This window comes from Planctomycetia bacterium, assembly GCA_016795155.1.
Taxonomy (GTDB): Bacteria; Planctomycetota; Planctomycetia; order Gemmatales; family HRBIN36; genus JAEUIE01.
In genome coordinates, this window is record JAEUIE010000002.1 from 161,861 (window position 1) to 180,682 (window position 18,822).

Here is an 18,822-nt window from a genome sequence, read left to right on the forward strand (position 1 = left end):
TTACTGGATGCAATGAAAAAAAGCCTGCGGATGAACCGTAGGCTTGATAGATGATAGAATCTTAACGCTTAATTGGCAGTAGCGGTCTTTTTCATCATGCGTGCCAGGCGAGCTTTCTTGCGGGCGGCAGTGTTCTTGTGGATGACACCCTTGGCGGCAGCCTGATCGATCAGCTTCATGCTGACTTTGCTTTGGTCGGCCAGCTTGCCTGCATCACCGCTCTTAATGGCGGCTTCAAATGCCTTGTGTTGCAGCTTTAAACCCTTGGTAACTTTGCGATTACGAGTACGGCGTTCGGCACTGGTGCGCATTCTTTTCTTGGCACTTTTGGTATGTGGCATCTCTCGCTCCGGTTTCTGCTTAAATCAGACTATCTTTCTACAATCCAACCTGAGACTGACAAGTAGAACTTGTTCGATAAACAGGCTAGGATTGCCTGAATTTGCGATAACATCGCCAATTCCAGAGGGTGATTCCCACACTGATGAGGGCAACTGCCAGCGAAAGCCCTGCTGCTACCCAGGGAAACTCACCTGCTGCAGCCTGGGGCAGGGCAATGCTGGCAATCATGCTCGTGAAAATGGAGACTGCGGAGAAAATATACATCCTCTGCAGATACATTTTGGATAACAACTGGCTGATGAGATTGATGAAGCCCTGGCTCACATCAGTTTTCCAGCCCTGCTCATGCATCACGGACTGCAATTCATCCAGTGATCGGCCTGAACGGAGTTCGCGAACCACTAATAGGGTGGCCTCCTGTACGGCATCCCGTTGTTCCTGTGACAGTTTGCCTGTAGGGTGTTCCTGGCGTTGCAACAGAATCGGGCCTGCTGTTTTCAGTACATCGCGCATGGTGGAGGAGTGTAAATCAGTGCTCATGATGATGGTGGTGCGGTGAACTCGACAAGTGCTTCCAAAGCTCGAGTGGAATAGACAACGGATGGCCCGCCACCCATGGCAACAGCAACGCCCAGCGCTTCGGTAACTTCTTCCACGGTAGCGCCGGCACGAACTGCATGTTTGGTATGTACGGCGATGCAGCCATCACAACGGATTGCGACACCGATGGCCACTGCAATCAATTCCTTGGTTTTAGCATCCAGCACGCCGGCTTCAAAGGCTGCCTTATCCAAAGCTGAGAATGTTTCTGTCACTTTTGGATTCAACTTTTTCATCGTAACCAGGCCCTGTGTGAGCCGGCTGAGAATCTCTTTGTTGGTCCCTGCCATGATGAGTCTCCAGAGAGGATATTGATCTAAATGACTTCAATTTCTGCGGCAGCCAGCACCATGGGGTTTTGCCCGGATGGCAGTGGTTGCAGTTTCAAAGCAGTAGCTTTCCAGCCCCGATGTCGAACGGTTCCTGTATAGGGTGGACTAGTACCCAGGTTGCCAACCACACGAATCGATGAAGGATCGTAACCGCTGTTTACGGTCATGGATTCATCCTCAGCGGTTTCGATAACCGGAATAAGTGGAACATGACTGTTCAAGGCTGCACGGCATTTGCTGTGTACTTCGCGAACTGCAGCGCCAATCTGGGCATCAGGTAGCGATTGAATGTCTTCCATCAGGAAGTCGATCAAGCGGCCTTCACGCTGAAGAATAGCCAGCAATTGCAGTGGATCGAGAACTGGTTTGGCTGGTGGCTTTTCTTCCACAAGAGCTTTCGTTTCAGCTTGGACGGCGACTGTTTGACCGTTCAATAACTGGCTCAACTGTTGTGCGAAAGCAGGCTGAGTCAGACTGCGAAGCCACGATTTCCATGCAGTAAGGAAACGGGAACCAAATCCGGGGAGTGGGTTTGAACTCATCAAAAGATGCCTTGCTTAAATGATGTCTTCAAAACTTATTATATTAGAGCATGCAGCATAGCCACGGTGAGCTTGTCGAGTTGCTGGAAAGTTGTCATAATCCCGATGTTCAAATGTTTGGAAGGAGCCAGCCGTGAAGACATGGAATGGAATCGTCATCGTCGTATTATTTGCCGTCATCAGCTTGAGCAGCATTGAAGCAACGCAGCCACCACAGGAACCGCAGCCTGCGCTGGAAGCGATGCATCCAGCTCATCGCGCGTTGTATTTCGCTGTTCGCCGTGGAACAGAATGGCTGATCCAGGCACAGCAGCCGAATGGGTTGTTTCATCAGGGGTATCAGGTAGCGTTCAACACGCCTTTGGAGCCTGCACATTATTACCATCAGGCGGAAGCAGTAGTTGCCTTGGCGAAGGTAAGCAGACTGACAGCTAACCCGCGTTACCATGCTTGTTCACAGCGGGCGATGTTGACGTTGCTGGCGAGTACCAAGGTTGATCCGCAAGATGGAAAGATTCGCTACACTGCATTTCCTGAATCGATTGTAAATCGATTGGGAAGTGCCGGGCTGCTCATGCGAGCTGTGCATGAGATGCCGGTGCCTGTGGAGGTACGATTGAAGGAGGCAGATGGCCTGGCTCAGTTTGTGAAGACCATGCAATCAACTTCGGGCCTGCTGGATCAAGCTGGTTCCGGGGTGGTTCAGGCGAGTGCCAGCAAATTGCCGGAAAACACCATGCGGCTTCATGAGGCACTGGCTCTGGAGGGGTTAGCCATCAGCATGAATTACAGCCCGGCACCTTGGAAAGCAGAAGTATTGCAAAAGGCAGTCAAGGCCTATGAACAGGAACGCAAGCAGTTGCCCATGACCAGTTTCCCTCATTTCATGACCTGTTTTGCGGAAACCTATTTCCGCACCAAGGATCAGGCCTGTGCTGTCGCAGTATTCAACATGGCTGATGCACTTTGCAACGTACAGAGACAGGCTGAAGCGGGGAAAATCGCCTGGGCAGGAGGTTTTTGTTTGGAAGGAAATGGATCGATGGTTTCACCAGGAACTGGCGAAACTGCCCGCTGTGTTAGTGCACTATGCGATGCGTATCGCGTTGCCAGGCAGGTGGGCGATCAGGCAAGAATTGAAAAATATCGATTGGCTGCTGCCGGTGGTGTGCAGTTCATAGCAGCTCAACAGTTTACTGGAAGTGGTGTGGAACACTTTGCAGAGAGCTATCAAACCAAGGTTTTAGGGGCATTTCGCAGCTCACCGACAGAAGGCGTAATCCGTCTGCAGGATACTTCCGAGTGTGTCTTAGCCATGGCAACCTATCTGTCGGATGTGTGTGGCGTATCGCTCTCGCCGGTACAGGCACCACCCATCAAACCATAAGGGTGAATCTTTGCAGAATCTGCCATTAAACAATTGACGCTGTCAGGGGTTCGGGTTAGCCTGTATAAGTGAGAGGTTCTTCAGTAATTCCGTAAAACCAGCCAACACGGCATTGGTTTTGCATACATCAATCCGTTGGATTGAATCCATACCATCTGCGGGAAATTGATTATGAAACAAGGAAAGCACATGCCCCGCTTTGTTATCCGCCGTCGAGCATTTACCCTGGTCGAGTTACTGGTGGTAATCACGATTATTGTGTTACTGGTTGCTTTGTTGTTGCCTGCCATTCAGCGGGCTCGTGAAGCTGCGAACAGTCTGAGTTGCACTAATAATCTGAGGAGTATTGGCCAAGCGGTAATTGCTTTTGCAGCTGATAAATCGCTTCCATCAGCAGGTACACATGTAAATGGTGCGATTCCTTTTACACCATTTGACGTTGTTGGAACTCCTCTTACATTGATGAGCAGAAATAACCCAGGATTTCCTTCTGGTGTCAACGGGTTAAACAATTTTGTGCCAATGACCAAGTATAACCAACCTTGGGGATTCTTCTATCAGATTCTTCCAAATCTTGAAAACGATAACGCTTGGAAGATGTCAGGTACCACAGCTGCACAGAATTTACTTGCTGAACAACAGATTAGAGCGACAGTGATTCCAAGTTACTTCTGTCCAAGCCGCCGAAGCCCTCAGTCTTTGTTTGATGGATTGACTGGAACGAATGCACAGCTTGGTGCATGTGATTATGCAGTCAATTTTGGACCAGGTGGGACTACTTTTTTCGTAGGCACAACTGTTGTCGAGTATTTTGGCGTTGCCAACCCATCCATGCAGTACAATTCTGCAGTTGCTGGATTCGTACCTGGATTTGCTGTTAAAATATCAGATATTTCCGATGGAGTTGGTAATACCATACTTGTAAGCGAAAAGGCAATCGATTCTGATGATATTGCACATCGATCAACCAACGGTGTTCAACAATATGGTGATTGTTTCGGATTTACAGCGGGTTTCGATAAATTTGAAACTACTCGTGTTGGAGCTAACACTCCTCTTCGAGATGGACCTAGAAGTCCAAGTACACCTAGATTGCCAGCACTGACAGCACCACCACATAACTTGTATCAAGGATTTGGTTCGGCACATATTGGTGGAATTAATGCACTAATGTGTGATGGTTCAGTTAAGACCTTTAGCTTTGCTATCAATCCAGCGCCAACAGGTAACTACAATCTGAGATTGCCTGATGGTTCGTTAACTCCACCTCAATCTCTTACACTTTTTCAACGATTATGTGCACGCAACGATGCTAGTACCATTAACTCGACCGAGTTAGATCAATAATCTTGAAAAGTGAATCACTCGAAGCCTGTGATTTTGATCGCAGGCTTTTTTCGTAAACCCAACGTTGCCAACTTTCAGACAACATTGAAAATAGCAATATTCCACTTTGAGTACCCTTTATGTTAGATAGCAAGCTCTTGCCTATTCGCGATAAAGTCCTGGCAAACGAGAGGCTCAGCCTGGAAGATGGACTGACTCTTGAGGCTTCCGCTGACCTGACCACCTTGGGTGAGTTAGCCAACATCGTGCGTGAACGCAAGCATGGCAAGAATGCCTACTACAATGTGAACGTACATATCAATCCGACCAATGTATGCGTGTATCGCTGTAACTTCTGTGCCTTCCGGTCTGATCTGAAAGACCCGCGTGGCTACCTCATGAGTGATGAGGAAATACTGCATCGAGCTGCCGAAGCGGACAGGCGTGGCGCCACCGAGATGCACATTGTCGGCGGGTTGCATCACAAGATGCCTTACGAATGGTATCTCAATGTGGTCCGCATCATTCACCAGGCTTACCCCAGGTTGCACCTGAAAGCCTACACTGCAGTCGAATGGGATTGGTTTCAGCGGCTCACCAAGCGAAGCCTGGCCGATATTCTGGCTGAGTTCAAGGCGAATGGCCTGGGTTCGCTGCCTGGTGGCGGGGCGGAGATATTCCATCCTGAAATTCGCAACCAGATTTGTGAACACAAAGCTGATGCGGAAGAGTGGATCAATCTACACCGAACCGCACATCAGATGGGGCTGAAATCCAACGCCACCATGCTCTATGGCCACATTGAACGGGCGGAGCATCGCATTGATCATCTGCTGAGACTTCGGAACCTGCAGGATGAAACCGGCGGATTCCAGACGTTTATTCCACTTGCATTCCATCCGGATAACACCAAGCTGGCAGCGCTCAGAAACCTGTCCAAGCCCAGCGTTCTGATGGATTTGAAAACGATGGCCATCAGCCGATTGATGCTCGATAACTTCCCGCACATCAAGGCATACTGGGTCATGCTGGGTATCAAGACGGCACAGATTTCACTTCATTACGGTGCAGATGATATCGACGGCACGGTGGTGCACGAAAAGATTTATCATGATGCCGGTTCGACGGTACCCCAGGAAATGACGGTCGCGGAACTACGAGCGTTGATCGAAGAAACGGGTCGCATTCCGATAGAACGTGATACGCTCTATCGCGAAGTGAAGCGTGATCAGGATAGCTGGAAACTGGGTGAAGCGCTGCAGGCGACTTTGACGGTGAAGGCATAAATCAAACCTGCAGGCCGACTGCCCGCATGAGGGCCAAAGCGTTGCCGTGGCTTACTACGCCGGGGTATAACTGGTAATCGAAACTGATTTTCTCGTCTTTCCAGGTGTCAGCAAAGTGCATGTTGCGGGCACGTGGTTGCCAGCCTGCGGCAATTTCGGTGAGTGCCAGATCGTGAGTGGTCGCCAGACCGATAGCACCACGATCGAGTAGTGCCTGCAGGATGCCTGCAGCGCCCTTTTGGCGTTCTGCCGAGTTGGTGCCTGCAAGAATTTCATCGACCAGAAAGAGCAGGGGTTTTTCCTGGGCCAGGTCGAGCAGTTGCCTGAGCCGCAAAATCTCGGCATAAAAACGGCTAATGCCTGATTGAAGTGAATCCTGAACACGCAGGGTTGCACCGGGATAAAGAACGGACAGCCTGAGTGCTTTTGCTTTCACCGGAGCGCCGGCCAGTGATAACACGACACTGATGCCAACCGTTCGCAGCAGTGTGCTCTTGCCTGACATGTTGGAACCACTGATGAGGAGCATCTGCGGTTCTTGGCCGAAAGAGACATCGTTGCAGCGGCATTGTTCTGCTTTCAGCAATGGGTGGCCCAACTGCTCAGCTTCAAACACCCGGCCTTCCGCAATGATATCAGGGAATGTGTAGTCAGGATGTTCAAAAGAAAATGCAGCCAGGCTGTGTAGTGTTTCAAGCTGTCCCAGGGCTTCGAGCCAATGGTTGACATGAGCACCGGCAAAGTTTCTCCAGTCTGATACTTTGAATGCAAGCCTGGTCCACCACAGTAGCAGCAAAGCGATGGGAATGAAGAAAGCATTGCGAGGCCAATCGAGTTTCTGTGCCAGCCCCGCCAGTTCAGCTATGGCAGTTGAAGCCTGCGTGCCTGATTTCAAGTCTCCCAGTAGTTTGCGTAATAAAGGGGACTGATACGTTTGTTGCTCGAAGAAACGGAGTAACTCAGCCAGAGTTTGCAGACGTTCGGACTGGCGATCCAGGCCGCGTAAAGTATCCGAAGTACGTGGGTTTAAACGGTTACTCCACCAGATCATGGCAACCAGCGAAACCAGTGGGGCGTAGCCGGGGATATAGCCACCGAGCCAGGCTGCCAGGCAGACTGCGTTTAGAACGACGATAATGTCGGTGGCGAATCGTTCCCATGAAAGCCAAACTGGTGGGGGTTGATTCACCCATTCCCGCAGATGCTGGTCCTGAAAATCAGACAGTCCGATGGCCAGCACCGCTGCCTTTTCGCGCTCATCGGTTCTTGGCGACAACTCTTTCACAGCATCCTGACGATCAAGTGCTGTGACTCGATCAGCAGGGTGCAAGAGCCAGTTGGAAAGTGATTGATCGCCCATGGGCGACCAGCCCAGGCGAAGCAGTTCAAAGAGCGAGCCAGTTCCAAACAGGTCCAGATCAGCAGCATACGGATGTTCCACTCCTGGTTCATAAGGCGTAGTGGTTACGACACCGGAACCTGCCCAGCGATCTTCAATGCGTTGCAGACCGCGGTCAAAAAACTGAACCAAGGCTCTGCTGGCTTCAGCTTGGGAATATGCTTGGCGATACCGAGCCACCAGCCAACTGAAAAGAACCAGTGAGACTACCACGACCACCAGGCTGGCATATCCAGACCAGGCCGCTGCCAGTAACGACAGGAGTACGCCGATGCCGAAAACAATCAGACGTGCATTGGAGAGTCGATTCACCCGTTGCTGCTGGTTGTTCAGTTCATGAGTGTAATGAGCCAGGCGATCTCGGTAGTATTCTGCCGGGAGGTTATTCATGTTCGAGCTTGTTTGAGGAGTATTACCAAATACGATTCACGCCATAATCATCGAATGCTGCATCGTTTCCCACAAGGGGAAGGCTTTCAACGATTGCCTGGGCGATAATCAAACGATCGAAAGGATCACGATGATGTTCCGGTTGGGTTGTTAGTTGGCTTGTATGACTTACTGAAACGGGCAGTATTTCAAAATCATTACCAACGATTCCTTTTTTCATGAACTCATCGTAACTACAGAGTAGTTCCAGATTCCCTTTTCTTACTTTGATTGCCATTTCCCAATAACTGGCTGGGCTTATGAAGACATCCGTATTGGAATCTTCTAATACTTGTCGTGCATTTTGAGAAAGTTGGCTGCTGTTTAAGACGAACCAGAGGAATGTGTGTGTATCAAGGAGTACTTTCATTCCATGTATTCCTTGAAATCTTCGAGGTGCTCCTCGTCGTCAGCAATGATCTTCGCCATGCCCTGGCAGTTACCTGCTTTACGTGCCATTCGATGAGGCTTGTGTTCGGCAACCAGACGTGCGACCGGTTTGGTATTCCTGGTTATCAGGACTTCTTCGCCATCCTGCAAACTGTCGATCAATGAGGATAATTCTTTTTGAGCTTCTTCAATAGTGACGGTAGACATCTCAATCTCCTTCTTGGTGCATTTTACACATTCCACATCATTATGTTAACGTGTCACCACTACTTCGAAGGTCCGTTGCCAATGTACTTGCTGATCCAGGCGAAGACTTCCTTATGCCAGAGCAACGAGTTTTGTGGTTTCAGTACCCAGTGGTTTTCATCGGGGAAGTAGAGGAACCGGGTGGGAACCCCTTTTTGTCGAAGCGTGTTGTAGTATTCCATGCCCTGAGTGACTGGCACACGGTAGTCTTTTTCGCCATGAATCACTAGGGTAGGCGTTTTGAAATTGGCGGCATAGCGCTGGGCATTCTGCTTATCAACTTTGGTCAGATCGCCCCAGGGTGGTGCGCCGAGTGATCGTTCCCGGCCACGGACGAGATCGCTGGCGACCATGCTATGCCAGTTGTAGACTCCGGCATGGCAGACCATCGTTTTGAAAAAGTCAGTGTGTCCATTCAGCCACGCCATCATGTAGCCGCCGTAACTGGCGCCTGCTGCTGCTACCCGAGTCTTGTCGATCCAGGGTTTGGCGCAGAGGAATTCGGTAGCTTTCATGATGTCGGTCATGGGTTTCGTGCCCATATCGCCGGTGATGCTGTCGGTAAAGTCTTGCCCAAAACCGCTAGACCCATGGAAATTGACGATGGCAATGACCCAGCCTTGCGCCGCCCAGACCTGGGGGTTCCACCGGAAACTGAAATCGTTGGTGAAGGCATTGTGCGGCCCGCCATGCACCATCTGCACTAATGGCCATTTTCTGTTTTCATCGAAAACGGGTGGATAGACCAGAAACATCTGGATGTCTTTTTCGTCAGCGCCTTGGTAGGTGATATTTTCGACCTTCCCGAGTTTCCACTGTTTGACGAGATCATCGTTAAAGTGTTCTAACTGGATGGGTGCACTACCTGGCCCGTGAGCATAGATAGTTGGTGGCTTATTGAAAGAGGATACCTTGTAGACGCCAACTCGCTTTGTCTGAGCAAAACTAATCGCCCGTTCGCTGACCGGCTCTTTGGGTCGCATGAGTTTGCCATCGAGTGAAACGAAGCCGATGTTCGTGTATCCTGAATCCTCAATTTCCACTGCAATGCGCTGAGAATCGGGCAGCCAGACGGGGTTGCCACAGGATCGATCCAGAGATGCGGTCAGTTCTTTTGCCTGATAGTTGCTAGTATCAGCAAGCATCAAGCGGAAACGGTCAGCATAAAAAAACTTGGTGGTCTGTCGTAGAAATGCAAGGTGTTTGCCATCTGGGCTGTAGACAGGGTTGGTGTCGTTGGCTTCGTTGTCTTTGGTGATGTTGACTGGTTCAGCATCGAGCTTGGTGAGATCAAGCGTGTAGATATCGTGGTTAGTATCGAGGCCAAGGACTTTGACATTTTCGCTGACAAAGGCGAGAGTTTTGCCATCCGGGGAAACGGAGTAATCACGTTCAGAAGCTTCGTAAGGAGGCAGATGCCGTTTGCAGTGAGCCAGCAGATTGCGGTGATTGCCTGATTCAACATCGACAGCCCAGACAACGGGGCGTTTGCCATCAGCAATCCAGCGATCCCAATAGCGGAAAGTGCCTTCCTCGATGATGTAAGCCTGCACCTTGTTGTCTTTGAGTTCCCGTGATCGCTTTTTGAATGCCTCATCATCGGGAGTATCATGCCAGGTCCAGGCGGTGCAATAAATCGTTTTGTTATCATTCGACCATTTGATGCCAAAGGGAGCCATGGGCATGCGGCTGACACGTCGTGCTTCGCCCCCTTCGGTTGCGATGACATATATCTGTGTCACCTCATCGCCGGCTCGTTGACTGAGAAATGCGATCCATTTGCCATCAGGCGACCACTTGGGCGAAGAGTTCTTGCCGCCACTGCGAGTCAACTGCTTTTGCGTTTTACCATCGGTGCTGAGCAGCCAGAGTTCGGAAGAGGTATCATTTTTTGCGATATCTACCGTACCGACATCAACCACGGCCCATTGTCCATCGGGTGAGGTGGAGGGAGAACCCAAACGTTTGACGTTCCAGAGGTCTTCGGCCTTGATGGGTCGTAGTGCTTCCTGGGCCGAGAGGGAAACTGTAAAAAGATAGAATAGAACTGCAGTTAAACGGTAAAGAACCATTGCAAAACTCCGGTGTGTCATTCGCTTCAGATCATGATAAGATGCCGCTCTAAGAGGAACAACCATGAGAAAAAATACGGTCAAGCAATTGCTTCATGAAGGCAAACCAGCGGTAGGCACCTGGATTTCACTGGGGCATGTTCTGGCCACCCGTTTCATGGCCCGTGCGGGGTTCGATTGGCTGACGGTTGACATGGAACACGGAGCCATTGATTGGGAACAGGCTTCGACCTTGTTTGCAGTCATTGCAGATGCTGGTGGCGTTCCACTTGTCAGGGTTCCCTGCAGTGATCACGATCATATCAAGCGGGCATTGGATGCAGGGGCCTATGGCATCGTAGTGCCTATGGTGATGTCGCGTGCTGAAGCGGAGAAGGCCGTGCGTGCAGCGAAGTATCCTCCGGAAGGAAACCGAAGCGTGGGTGGTGGAGCATTTACATTGAATTTTGCAACTACTTCGACCGAGTATTATGCCAAGGCCAACGATGAACTGCTGGTAGTGTTGCAATGCGAACACATTGATGCGGTTGATTCCTTTGAAGAAATATTCTCAGTGCCCGGCATCGATGCAGTGTTTGTTGGCCCCAATGATCTGGCTCGAAGCCAGTATACGGCAGAAGGTAAACCACCTTCAGCGAATCAACAGGAAGTAGCGATCCAACGGATACTGCAGGCTGGCAAAAGAATTCGTGTTCCTGTTGGCATTCATACTTTCACACCAGAAGATGCTGCCCGTCGGGTCAAAGAAGGCTGGCAGTTCGTTGCCATCAACAGTGAATTGCGATTTATGATGGATGGTGCTGCGTTGGCGCTGAAGCCATTTCAAGATGCAGCCAAGCTTATGGTAAGTTATTAACCAATTTTCCTATTCAGTTATTGTTGGATGATTTTGTTATTTGTAGAAGCCCGAAAAAAATGCGCTTAGGGTTTGTTTGAGACAACGTGTCTATATCCTGATGTGCTCACCAATTCATGGAGGTACATCATGTTTCGTCTTATCAGTTTGTTTGCAGTGATGCTGGGTGTGTTGCCTGTGTTGGATCGCCTCAAGCCCAAAGATACCACACCTGCCCTGGTGAAGAGTATCAATGCATATCGTGCTCAACACGGCTTGCCGCCGATGATTCATAGCCCGGAATTGACCAAAGCGGCTGAGCGTCATGCCAGTGATATGGCTCGCTATAACCGGCTGGATCACATGGGAACAGATGGCTCATCGTTTTCCCATCGCGCACGGGCTGCTGGTTTCCCCATGCTGGGCGGCGGAGAAATCATTGCCGGTGGCAGTGCTGATGAAGCGGTTCGCATGTGGGCACAATCGCCCGGTCACAACGCCCAGATGCTTGGCAGTTGCCGCTATGTTGGTGCAGCGGGGGTTGGGCAATATTCCTGTGCCGTGTTTGGCGACAGGTAACATGAGTCAAGGGAGAAGCATTGCGTTCGATGCTTCTCCTTTTTTATTTCCTTCTGACACGAACAAGCTTGAGTGAGTCTTCACGAAAAGTGACTGTACCAGCAGTCGCCCGGAGCTCGACTACTAGTTCTATTTCGCGTGTGGGCTCATCAATTTTGATCTCATGCACCAGGAGTTTCCAATCAGTTGTGCCAGTTAACTGATTGGTACGCTGACTTCCTGAAATACGAATACCGGCACCTGTGCAGGGGTGTTCCGAAGTTGCCTGAATGTTGTCGGCCTTCGCCAATACTGCGAAGCGATAGGTTCCTGTTGGCAGAACTACTTTGGTTCGGAAAGATGCGACACAATGCCCAGACGGGCCAGCTGTGATTTTGAATTGCTTCGGTTGACCTTCCGGTGAAAGTTTTTCGAGCTTTGCATCTTCGGTTTCCTTGCGTTCTTCCCAGCCTGTCAGCCGTGCGATGCCTGCCGCGTCAAATAACAGTCCCCTGGGATCAGCCATGGTATTGAGCTTTTCGAGGCTTTGGCTGCGTTGCTTGATCCGTTCTATCACCCCGTTTTTGTGATTGATAGCATCCTGGGCGGCATCCTTGTTCCATTTATTCAGTTCAGGCTGAATGTGGTTGCTGATTGCTTCCACCCGTTCGATCAGTTTGGTCGCAGGCACGAATGTAGGCATCAGTTCATTGAGTTTGTCACGATACGTCGCTCTCCAGGTGGGATTGGTCATGACATTGCTGGCAACCAGAGCCTGTGGAATGTGTGTGATGGGATAATTCGGGTCACCAAACATCTGATCCATGCCATGCGGAATGAAATATGCTTTTCTGGTTTTGGCATCGATGTAAACCCGGTAGTTGTTTCGCTGCTGGCTGTAGCCATCCCAATGGCAGGTCATGTGCTCCAGTGCCATGAAGGCGATGAAGTTATCGATGTCGATGAGTTCATCCATCTTCTTCCAGCGAAGTTCCTGGTTGGGTTCTCGACAGGCAGCTACTATTGCCTTCAAATCCGCTCGATTGAGTTCGCCCTGGCCTGACATTCGCTTGAGTTCCGCATCGATCTCCTGCAGAAAGCCTCCATCGTACAGGTTGCCTGATGCATCCAGAAAGTGGCGTCGCAGGAAACCTTTGTTATAACCCTCTTTCAGGACATAAAAACCCAGGTCACGGCCATTGAGCCAGACTCGTGTATGGCTGGTGCGTGCGGTAGGCACCTTGTTTTGAAGGAAAAGTTCGCCACACAGTTTTTCGGTGATGTAAGAAGGATCCTGCACCGAGTTATTCAGGTGCAGCTTATCCATGCCGTGAAAAAGCTGCTTGGTGAATTTGTCGAAATTGAGTGTCAGGGCAGGGCGATCTTCCAGCGGGCGAAAGCTGCCTGCTGCCCCTTTGAGATGAATGCCCACTTCATGGTATTTCTTATGGTCGTTTTCTATGATGGTGCATTTGACATATTCACGATCACGCTGCCTGAGTTTATCCATTTCCTCTTTGCTGATTTCAATCTTGAGATGCGGAATTGTGCCTTCCTTGAAGAACCGATCTGACTCGTCGGGTTTCAGCGGAGTGGTACGGAGGGCAGACTGGGCATGTATGCTGGTGAAGAGGGAGAAGATACAAAAGAGAGTCAAGAACACCCGCATGATCTGCCCTCATTAGATGGAACCTAATCATGCTATGAGAAACACATGTCGAACTCATGAGTATCATTGTAACAGTGACTAACACAGCGACAGTCCATGAAATGATGCAGGCGAGTTATTGCACTTGACAAAATAATCAACTTGCTGCATAGGCCCTCCGTCGTATCGGGGGATTCGATCTTATTCCCAGGGGAACCTGTCGATCTCTATCGACTGGCAGGGGGAGATCATGAAGCGAGTCTGGTGTTGTGCCGGGGCCTTGTGCGCCTTACTGATCCATGGCATCTGCCTTTATGCAGATGAATCGGATACGTACAGCAGCGTGAAAGACCTGGAAAAAGCGCGAAAACAACGAGCCATGTCGGGGCAAACTATCTGGTGGGAACGCCTGGTTCCTGGCCGGATGGAAGAGAAAAAGCGATATGCCGAAGAGCTTAAGGCATCAAAGTCTGCACCGCGACAAAGTGCCGACAGCAAGGACGAGGCACGGCCCAGAGCCAATGACGTTAATTCCAGGCAGATTGAACTGAACAAAGCGCTGCGTCGCGAAGCAGTCTGTCAACGTCTTCGGGAAATTGCCGAAGAGACGAATGATCCGGAGTTGGCCAAACAGGCTGAACTACTCGAATCACGATCATGGGCTGTCTATGAACAGAAGCTGACCACTGCCAAGTTGAATAAATTTACACCCATGACCGAGGAAGATGTGGAAGCCAAGCTGACCAAATCGTTCAGAAAAGAGTCATCTTCTTCGGCCCGTGCTGAAGCCAATGCCGATGGCATCCGTTCGATTCGCAGTGAGAAGAAGGAGTAACCCATGAAATATGTAGTACTCGGTCTTCTCCTGTCCATCAGTGGCACTGGATGCAAAGTGCTAATGGACACCAATACCGAACAGCCACCGATTCAGGCGCCACCCTTAAAGGTAACGCAACGGGCTACTCCTATTCAGCCTGAAGAAGTCAATGCCGCCAACGCACACAGTAAGGCCAGACAATTGCTGGAAGAACTGGAGAATGACAACGGCGAAGACAAGTAAGAACAGCTGAAACGATAAGGCCCACGGATTATTCTCCGTGGGCCATTTTGTTGTTCTTTGTAATCCTTAGAAATCATAATCAGATTTTGATTTCTGCAGGCCTGCTCGTTCGAGCAGTGGCTTGCCGAGAATGTCATCATCCATCATATCTTCGAGACGCTTGTCAGACGGCATGGTGTACTTGATGGTGTAGCGACGCTTGGCGATGCCAATTTCATCACCTGGAATGAGCAGCTTGCGGGTAGCCACCCGCATGTTGTTCACCTTGGTGCCATTCGTGCTGTTCTTATCACTGATGTACCAGTACCCATCCTTGTAACTTAGTTCGCAGTGGATACTGGATATGTTCGGGAAGTCGAGGTATATGTCACACGATCGGCGTCGTCCCAGCGACAACAAAGATCGGGTGAGCGGGATTGTGTCCCCACCTCCCATCGGAACCAGCTCACCGTGTGGCTGATTGTTCATGTGATTTCTCCGGAATACAGGAATGAGACTATAGATAACTGAAGTATACCTTCATCCTGAGTGGAGTTCCATCGTACACATGAAAATCTTGTCATGTTTTGACATGGCCAGGGCGGTTTGATCAGCCCTGGTCAAAGCGTTTATCGGCAAATCTGTATGAACAACTTGTTATTACTTGCTCAGGTCAACACAGATGCACTCTTTGTCGTTGCGTACATACATCCGTTTGTTGGCAAATGCAGGCATACACCAGACAACATCACGACCGAATGCGGTGTTAGTCATATCGATGACCTTGGCCCGATCGAGTTCCTTATAGCCTTGCGGGCTAAGCTCACAGATTATGATTTCGCCTAACTCATTAAAGAGCCAGTAGCGATCTCCCTGCTTGACGATGAAAGCAGTTTCGGAACCTGCGGGGCGCTTCTTCATGACATCGGTGGTTTGCCAGAGCCGTTTGCCTGTTGCCATTTCCATGCCATAGAACATGCCGCTTTGATCAAAGCCGTACAGCGTGCCATTGTCCAGAAACGGTTGGACATTGACCGGGCAGATACCTGCACCACGTTTATCGCGCCAGACTTCCGTTGCGCCTGGCTTATCGGTGTTGAGTTTCAGTAACAGGTTCTTGTTGGAAAAACCAGCAACATACATCAGATTGTTCCAGACTACCGGTGCCATGATAATGGAGCCGTTGGAAGCCTGATAGGGAACAGACCAGTATTCCTGGCCGTTCTCGGGATTAACGGAGGTGACTGCATCGGGACGGTAGAGAATGAGCTGACGAACACCTGCTAACTTGATGATGGTAGGTGGCGAGTAGCCTTGTTCGGATGAAGTCAGTGCTTTCCAGATTTCTTTGCCGGTGTCCTTATCAAAGGCTACAACATGGCTGCCTTCGCCGCCTACCAGTGTAATCAGTTTATTACCATCGATCAGAGGGTGAGCGGAATAACCCCAGAGCGCTGCTTTGGTGTTGTATTCCTTTGTCAGATCATGTGACCAGACGACTTTTCCGCTGGCTGCATCGAAGCAGTACAAATGCCCTTCAGCACCCAGGGTGTAGACTTTGCCTTGATGGACCACTGGTGTGCATCGTGGGCCAGCAGGATAGGAAATGGTGTAAATGACTGGGTATTCATGCTTCCAAAGTTCTTCACCATTCGCAGCATTCAGGCAGCGAACGCGTTCTTTTCCGGTGAAGCTCTGGTCGCGTTTGAAGTTTTCGACTTTGGAATTCTGTGTGGATGCATAATCGGTGACATAGAGTTTATCCCCTACCACAGCGGGGCCGGAGTAGCCACCCTCAGTTTTCACTCGCCAGAGAACCTTGGGGCCGCCGCTGGGGAACTTGTCGAGAAGGCCTGTTTCCCGCCAGGTGTTATCCCGTTCTGGTCCCATCCAGTGAGGCCAATCATCAGCATGGATGCAGGGAGTGGCCAGAAAGCCAAGGCAAACTAGCATGAGTTTCATTCGCTTGAATACTTGCGATATCATCATTTCACCTTTGCTGGTTGAGAGTGGATAAGACCTTCAGTGGGGCTTGATGCAGTAGCATATCGCTTCCGGGGCATACGACCAGCCAGGTAAGCCAGTCGCCCAGCCTCGCAGGCATGTTTCATAGAATGTGCCATTTGCACGGGGTTACGTGCATGGGCAATGGCTGAATTGAGCAGTACTCCATCACAGCCCAGTTCCATGGCGAACGCAACATCGCTGGCTGTTCCCACACCGGCATCAATGATGACGGGATAATCGGGATCGCCTTCCTTCAGATATTCGAGGACGATCAGGATGTTGTTGGCATTGAGCACGCCTTGCCCGCTGCCGATGGGGGAGCCAGCAGGCATCACGCAGGCAGCGCCGGCTTCCTTGAGTCTGCGGGCCATGATGGGGTCATCACTGGTGTAGACCATCACCTGAAAGCCATCTTTGACCAGTTCGACGGTAGCTTCGAGTGTGGCAATAGGATCAGGCAACAGGGTTTTGGTATCTGCCAGGCATTCGAGTTTGACCCAGCGAGCCCCCGGGTTGTTGTAACCTTCAAGAATTTCTCTTCCTAACCGAGCGTGACGCACTGCATCAGGCGCGTTGAAACAGCCTGCGGTGTTGGGAAGTATCGTGTAGCGATCCATGTCGATGAAATCGAGCAGGCTTTTACCTTCTTTATCAAAAAGACGTTCTCGGCGAACTGCGACGGTAAGTACATCACAGCCACTGGCTTGGAGACAGTCACGCATGACTTCGTGGCTGCTGTATTTACCAGAGCCGGTGATGAGTCTGCTGTTGAAGGTGAAGCCAGCGACTTGGAGGGGAGAGTCCAACGCTTCACTCTTCTGAGAAAACCCCTCACCCCCAACCCCTCTCCCCTGGGGGGAGAGGGGAGTATATGAGCCGCCGCCTACTAAAGTTACAATTTCAACCTGGTCGCCATCTTTGAGAACGGTTTGTGCATGTTGCTGTCGGGGAACGAGTTCCTGGTTGACTTCAATCGCCAATCGCTTGGGGTCGTGCTTGAGTTGTGAAATGAGATCGCAAAGTGTGCCTTCCGGTGCCTGGTATGGTTTACCATTGAGAATAATGTTGAGCATGCGGTGCGGTCCATAGTTGAGGCAGGTATTCTATGGTGAGAGCAGGGGAAAGGTGAGTGACTCGAAGGCAGGTTGGCGTTCGTGACCTGTGCCACACCCCGGCGTGTATTCACATCGGGGTATGGTTCGCAATGAACCGTGTGGCATCTCAATTTCTTATCAGTGTGAAACACGAGTTATCGAGGCGGACCTTGACATGAGTTTATGTCGAAGTGTGGCACGGGTGTCGAATTGCAAGGTCCCCAGGCTGTGGTAAATTCCTCCCATACCTGGTTTATCTCTATTGAAGTCATTGCCCTAGCTGAAAAGTGATAAGTACGCTATACAGGTTGCCCGTCCAACGGTGGATCAACATGGAGGTTCGCCGCCTCGTGGACATTCGTGGTTTGTGGAGACGTGTATGAGTAGTCCGAAGATGTGGCGTTCGATGTGGGAAGCAACCGGCAAGCTGGCAGGATATGTTGGCCTGTCGGTTCCAGGACTGAGCGAAGAAAAACAGGCTGAAAGGCCTGCCACGCGCTGTCCACAGTGCGAGCAGAAGTTGCGTTATTCACACAACAAGGCAGGGCGTGAAGCTCAATGTCCTCGCTGTTCGCATCGTTTCATGCTTCCTTTGCGTGCACGGCCTGTCTTCCCGAAGTATAAAGCCCGGGTAGGCTACAGTGCAGTGCGCGAACGTCTGTAACGCGCCATCTCCTGGACGAGTAGTGATTCTTGCGATCACGTTCGTCAACTGACCGGCCTCCGGATGTCGCTATCCGGAGGTTTTATTATTCTTTTGCAAGACTCTCTACCAGCAAGTGACGGAAGGCTTCCAGCGATTGCGAGATCACTTTGGTCTGTGCAAGCACCGGCATAAAATTGGTATCGCCATTCCAGCGGGGAACTACATGCCAGTGCAGGTGGCCCGGCAGACCGGCGCCAGCGACGCGGCCCAAATTCAACCCGACGTTGTAACCATCAGGCTTCATGAAACGATCCATATGGTTCATCATCAACCGAACGTTGTGCTGCAAATCAAGCAATACATCATCACTCAATTCATTCAACGTGGCGGAATGTGTGAGAGGGGCGATTAACAGGTGGCCATTGTTGTAGGGATATTTGTTGAGTTGCACGACGCTGAACTTGCTGCGGTAGGCAATCAAATGTGCAGCATCGTTATTATCCGCGATGCCCTGACAGATGAAACAGGTATGGGCAGGCTGTGGAGCAGGGGGTGTTGATACTGCATTGGTGATGTATTCCAAACGCCAGGGGGCCCAGAGTCTATCCTGCATATGGCTATTCCTTCATTGACACGGGCATGCG

Annotated in this window: 21 protein-coding genes; 8 read left to right on the top strand and 13 right to left on the bottom strand. The window is 50.6% G+C overall.

The features are described 5' to 3' along the window. Positions 1-68: 68 nt before the first annotated feature. The 4 genes from rpsT to JNJ77_00715 all read right to left on the bottom strand — a co-directional run bounded on the left by rpsT (position 69) and on the right by JNJ77_00715 (position 1,816). Positions 69-341, bottom strand: a complete 273-nt coding sequence (rpsT, locus tag JNJ77_00700) for a 30S ribosomal protein S20 (protein MBL8821074.1) — start codon at positions 339-341, stop codon at positions 69-71. An 85-nt stretch (positions 342-426) separates the two neighbouring features. After that, positions 427-882 carry a hypothetical protein gene (locus tag JNJ77_00705; protein MBL8821075.1) on the bottom strand — a complete coding sequence of 152 codons (456 nt, stop codon included), beginning with the start codon at positions 880-882 and terminating at the stop codon, positions 427-429. Next, complete coding sequence (locus JNJ77_00710) at positions 879-1,232, bottom strand: carboxymuconolactone decarboxylase family protein (GenBank protein MBL8821076.1); 354 nt, start codon at positions 1,230-1,232, stop codon at positions 879-881. Before JNJ77_00710 ends, JNJ77_00705 begins: the two co-directional genes overlap by 4 nt. Before the next feature lie 26 nt (positions 1,233-1,258). Continuing rightward, on the bottom strand, positions 1,259-1,816 hold the full coding sequence (locus tag JNJ77_00715; GenBank protein ID MBL8821077.1) for a DUF2760 domain-containing protein: 558 nt from the start codon (positions 1,814-1,816) through the stop codon (positions 1,259-1,261). 133 nt (positions 1,817-1,949) lie between these two features. Here JNJ77_00715 and JNJ77_00720 point away from each other — a divergent pair, with 133 nt between their 5' ends. From JNJ77_00720 to mqnE, 3 genes are all read left to right on the top strand, one after another. Continuing rightward, positions 1,950-3,203, top strand: a complete 1,254-nt coding sequence (locus JNJ77_00720; GenBank protein MBL8821078.1) for a hypothetical protein — start codon at positions 1,950-1,952, stop codon at positions 3,201-3,203. A 189-nt stretch (positions 3,204-3,392) separates the two neighbouring features. Continuing rightward, positions 3,393-4,550: a DUF1559 domain-containing protein gene (locus JNJ77_00725; GenBank protein MBL8821079.1), complete on the top strand. Its 1,158-nt coding sequence runs from the start codon at positions 3,393-3,395 to the stop codon at positions 4,548-4,550. Between the two features lie 119 nt (positions 4,551-4,669). Continuing rightward, positions 4,670-5,815, top strand: coding sequence for an aminofutalosine synthase MqnE (gene mqnE / locus JNJ77_00730; protein ID MBL8821080.1), 1,146 nt, complete (start codon positions 4,670-4,672; stop codon positions 5,813-5,815). Position 5,816: 1 nt separating this feature from the next. Here the strand turns inward: mqnE and JNJ77_00735 are convergent, their stop codons facing one another. Genes JNJ77_00735 through JNJ77_00750 form a run of 4 tightly spaced genes read right to left on the bottom strand, consistent with a single transcriptional unit; the run spans position 5,817 to position 10,351 of the window. Further along, a complete protein-coding gene (locus JNJ77_00735; protein ID MBL8821081.1) occupies positions 5,817-7,604 on the bottom strand; it encodes a DNA mismatch repair protein MutS in 1,788 nt (595 codons plus the stop codon). 22 nt (positions 7,605-7,626) lie between these two features. Next, positions 7,627-8,013 (bottom strand): type II toxin-antitoxin system VapC family toxin, encoded by a 387-nt coding sequence (locus JNJ77_00740; GenBank protein MBL8821082.1) that lies wholly within the window; start codon positions 8,011-8,013, stop codon positions 7,627-7,629. Next, a complete protein-coding gene (locus JNJ77_00745) occupies positions 8,010-8,240 on the bottom strand; it encodes a type II toxin-antitoxin system prevent-host-death family antitoxin (protein MBL8821083.1) in 231 nt (76 codons plus the stop codon). The genes JNJ77_00740 and JNJ77_00745 overlap by 4 nt, the downstream gene beginning before the upstream one ends. 59 nt (positions 8,241-8,299) lie before the next feature. Then, positions 8,300-10,351 carry a S9 family peptidase gene (locus tag JNJ77_00750; GenBank protein MBL8821084.1) on the bottom strand — a complete coding sequence of 684 codons (2,052 nt, stop codon included), beginning with the start codon at positions 10,349-10,351 and terminating at the stop codon, positions 8,300-8,302. 64 nt (positions 10,352-10,415) lie between these two features. Between JNJ77_00750 and JNJ77_00755 the strand changes: the two genes are divergently transcribed. Both JNJ77_00755 and JNJ77_00760 read left to right on the top strand, forming a co-directional pair. Then, positions 10,416-11,207, top strand: coding sequence for a 2-dehydro-3-deoxyglucarate aldolase (locus tag JNJ77_00755; GenBank protein ID MBL8821085.1), 792 nt, complete (start codon positions 10,416-10,418; stop codon positions 11,205-11,207). 129 nt (positions 11,208-11,336) lie between these two features. Beyond that, the gene (locus JNJ77_00760; protein MBL8821086.1) at positions 11,337-11,765 is read left to right on the top strand and encodes a CAP domain-containing protein; all 429 of its coding nucleotides are present in this window, start codon (positions 11,337-11,339) and stop codon (positions 11,763-11,765) included. A 43-nt stretch (positions 11,766-11,808) separates the two neighbouring features. On the opposite strand, the gene JNJ77_00765 is transcribed toward JNJ77_00760, so the two are convergent. Next, the gene (locus tag JNJ77_00765; protein ID MBL8821087.1) at positions 11,809-13,413 is read right to left on the bottom strand and encodes a CotH kinase family protein; all 1,605 of its coding nucleotides are present in this window, start codon (positions 13,411-13,413) and stop codon (positions 11,809-11,811) included. Between the two features lie 229 nt (positions 13,414-13,642). Between JNJ77_00765 and JNJ77_00770 the strand changes: the two genes are divergently transcribed. Together JNJ77_00770 and JNJ77_00775 are read left to right on the top strand one after the other, a co-directional pair. Beyond that, entirely contained in the window at positions 13,643-14,227 is a 585-nt protein-coding gene (locus JNJ77_00770) for a hypothetical protein (protein ID MBL8821088.1), read from the top strand. Positions 14,228-14,230: 3 nt separating this feature from the next. Beyond that, positions 14,231-14,452 carry a hypothetical protein gene (locus JNJ77_00775; GenBank protein ID MBL8821089.1) on the top strand — a complete coding sequence of 74 codons (222 nt, stop codon included), beginning with the start codon at positions 14,231-14,233 and terminating at the stop codon, positions 14,450-14,452. Between the two features lie 66 nt (positions 14,453-14,518). Here the strand turns inward: JNJ77_00775 and JNJ77_00780 are convergent, their stop codons facing one another. The 3 genes from JNJ77_00780 to thiS form a co-directional block, all read right to left on the bottom strand. Further along, positions 14,519-14,920: an FHA domain-containing protein gene (locus tag JNJ77_00780; protein MBL8821090.1), complete on the bottom strand. Its 402-nt coding sequence runs from the start codon at positions 14,918-14,920 to the stop codon at positions 14,519-14,521. A gap of 171 nt (positions 14,921-15,091) precedes the next feature. Next, entirely contained in the window at positions 15,092-16,393 is a 1,302-nt protein-coding gene (locus JNJ77_00785; GenBank protein MBL8821091.1) for a PQQ-like beta-propeller repeat protein, read from the bottom strand. A gap of 23 nt (positions 16,394-16,416) precedes the next feature. Continuing rightward, complete coding sequence (thiS, locus tag JNJ77_00790) at positions 16,417-17,511, bottom strand: sulfur carrier protein ThiS (protein ID MBL8821092.1); 1,095 nt, start codon at positions 17,509-17,511, stop codon at positions 16,417-16,419. 400 nt (positions 17,512-17,911) lie between these two features. On the opposite strand from thiS, the gene JNJ77_00795 reads away from it, so the two are divergent. Beyond that, positions 17,912-18,196, top strand: coding sequence for a hypothetical protein (locus tag JNJ77_00795; GenBank protein ID MBL8821093.1), 285 nt, complete (start codon positions 17,912-17,914; stop codon positions 18,194-18,196). Between the two features lie 85 nt (positions 18,197-18,281). Here JNJ77_00795 and JNJ77_00800 read toward each other — a convergent pair whose 3' ends face one another. Then, complete coding sequence (locus tag JNJ77_00800; protein ID MBL8821094.1) at positions 18,282-18,791, bottom strand: HIT domain-containing protein; 510 nt, start codon at positions 18,789-18,791, stop codon at positions 18,282-18,284. Between the last annotated feature and the right edge of the window lie 31 nt (positions 18,792-18,822).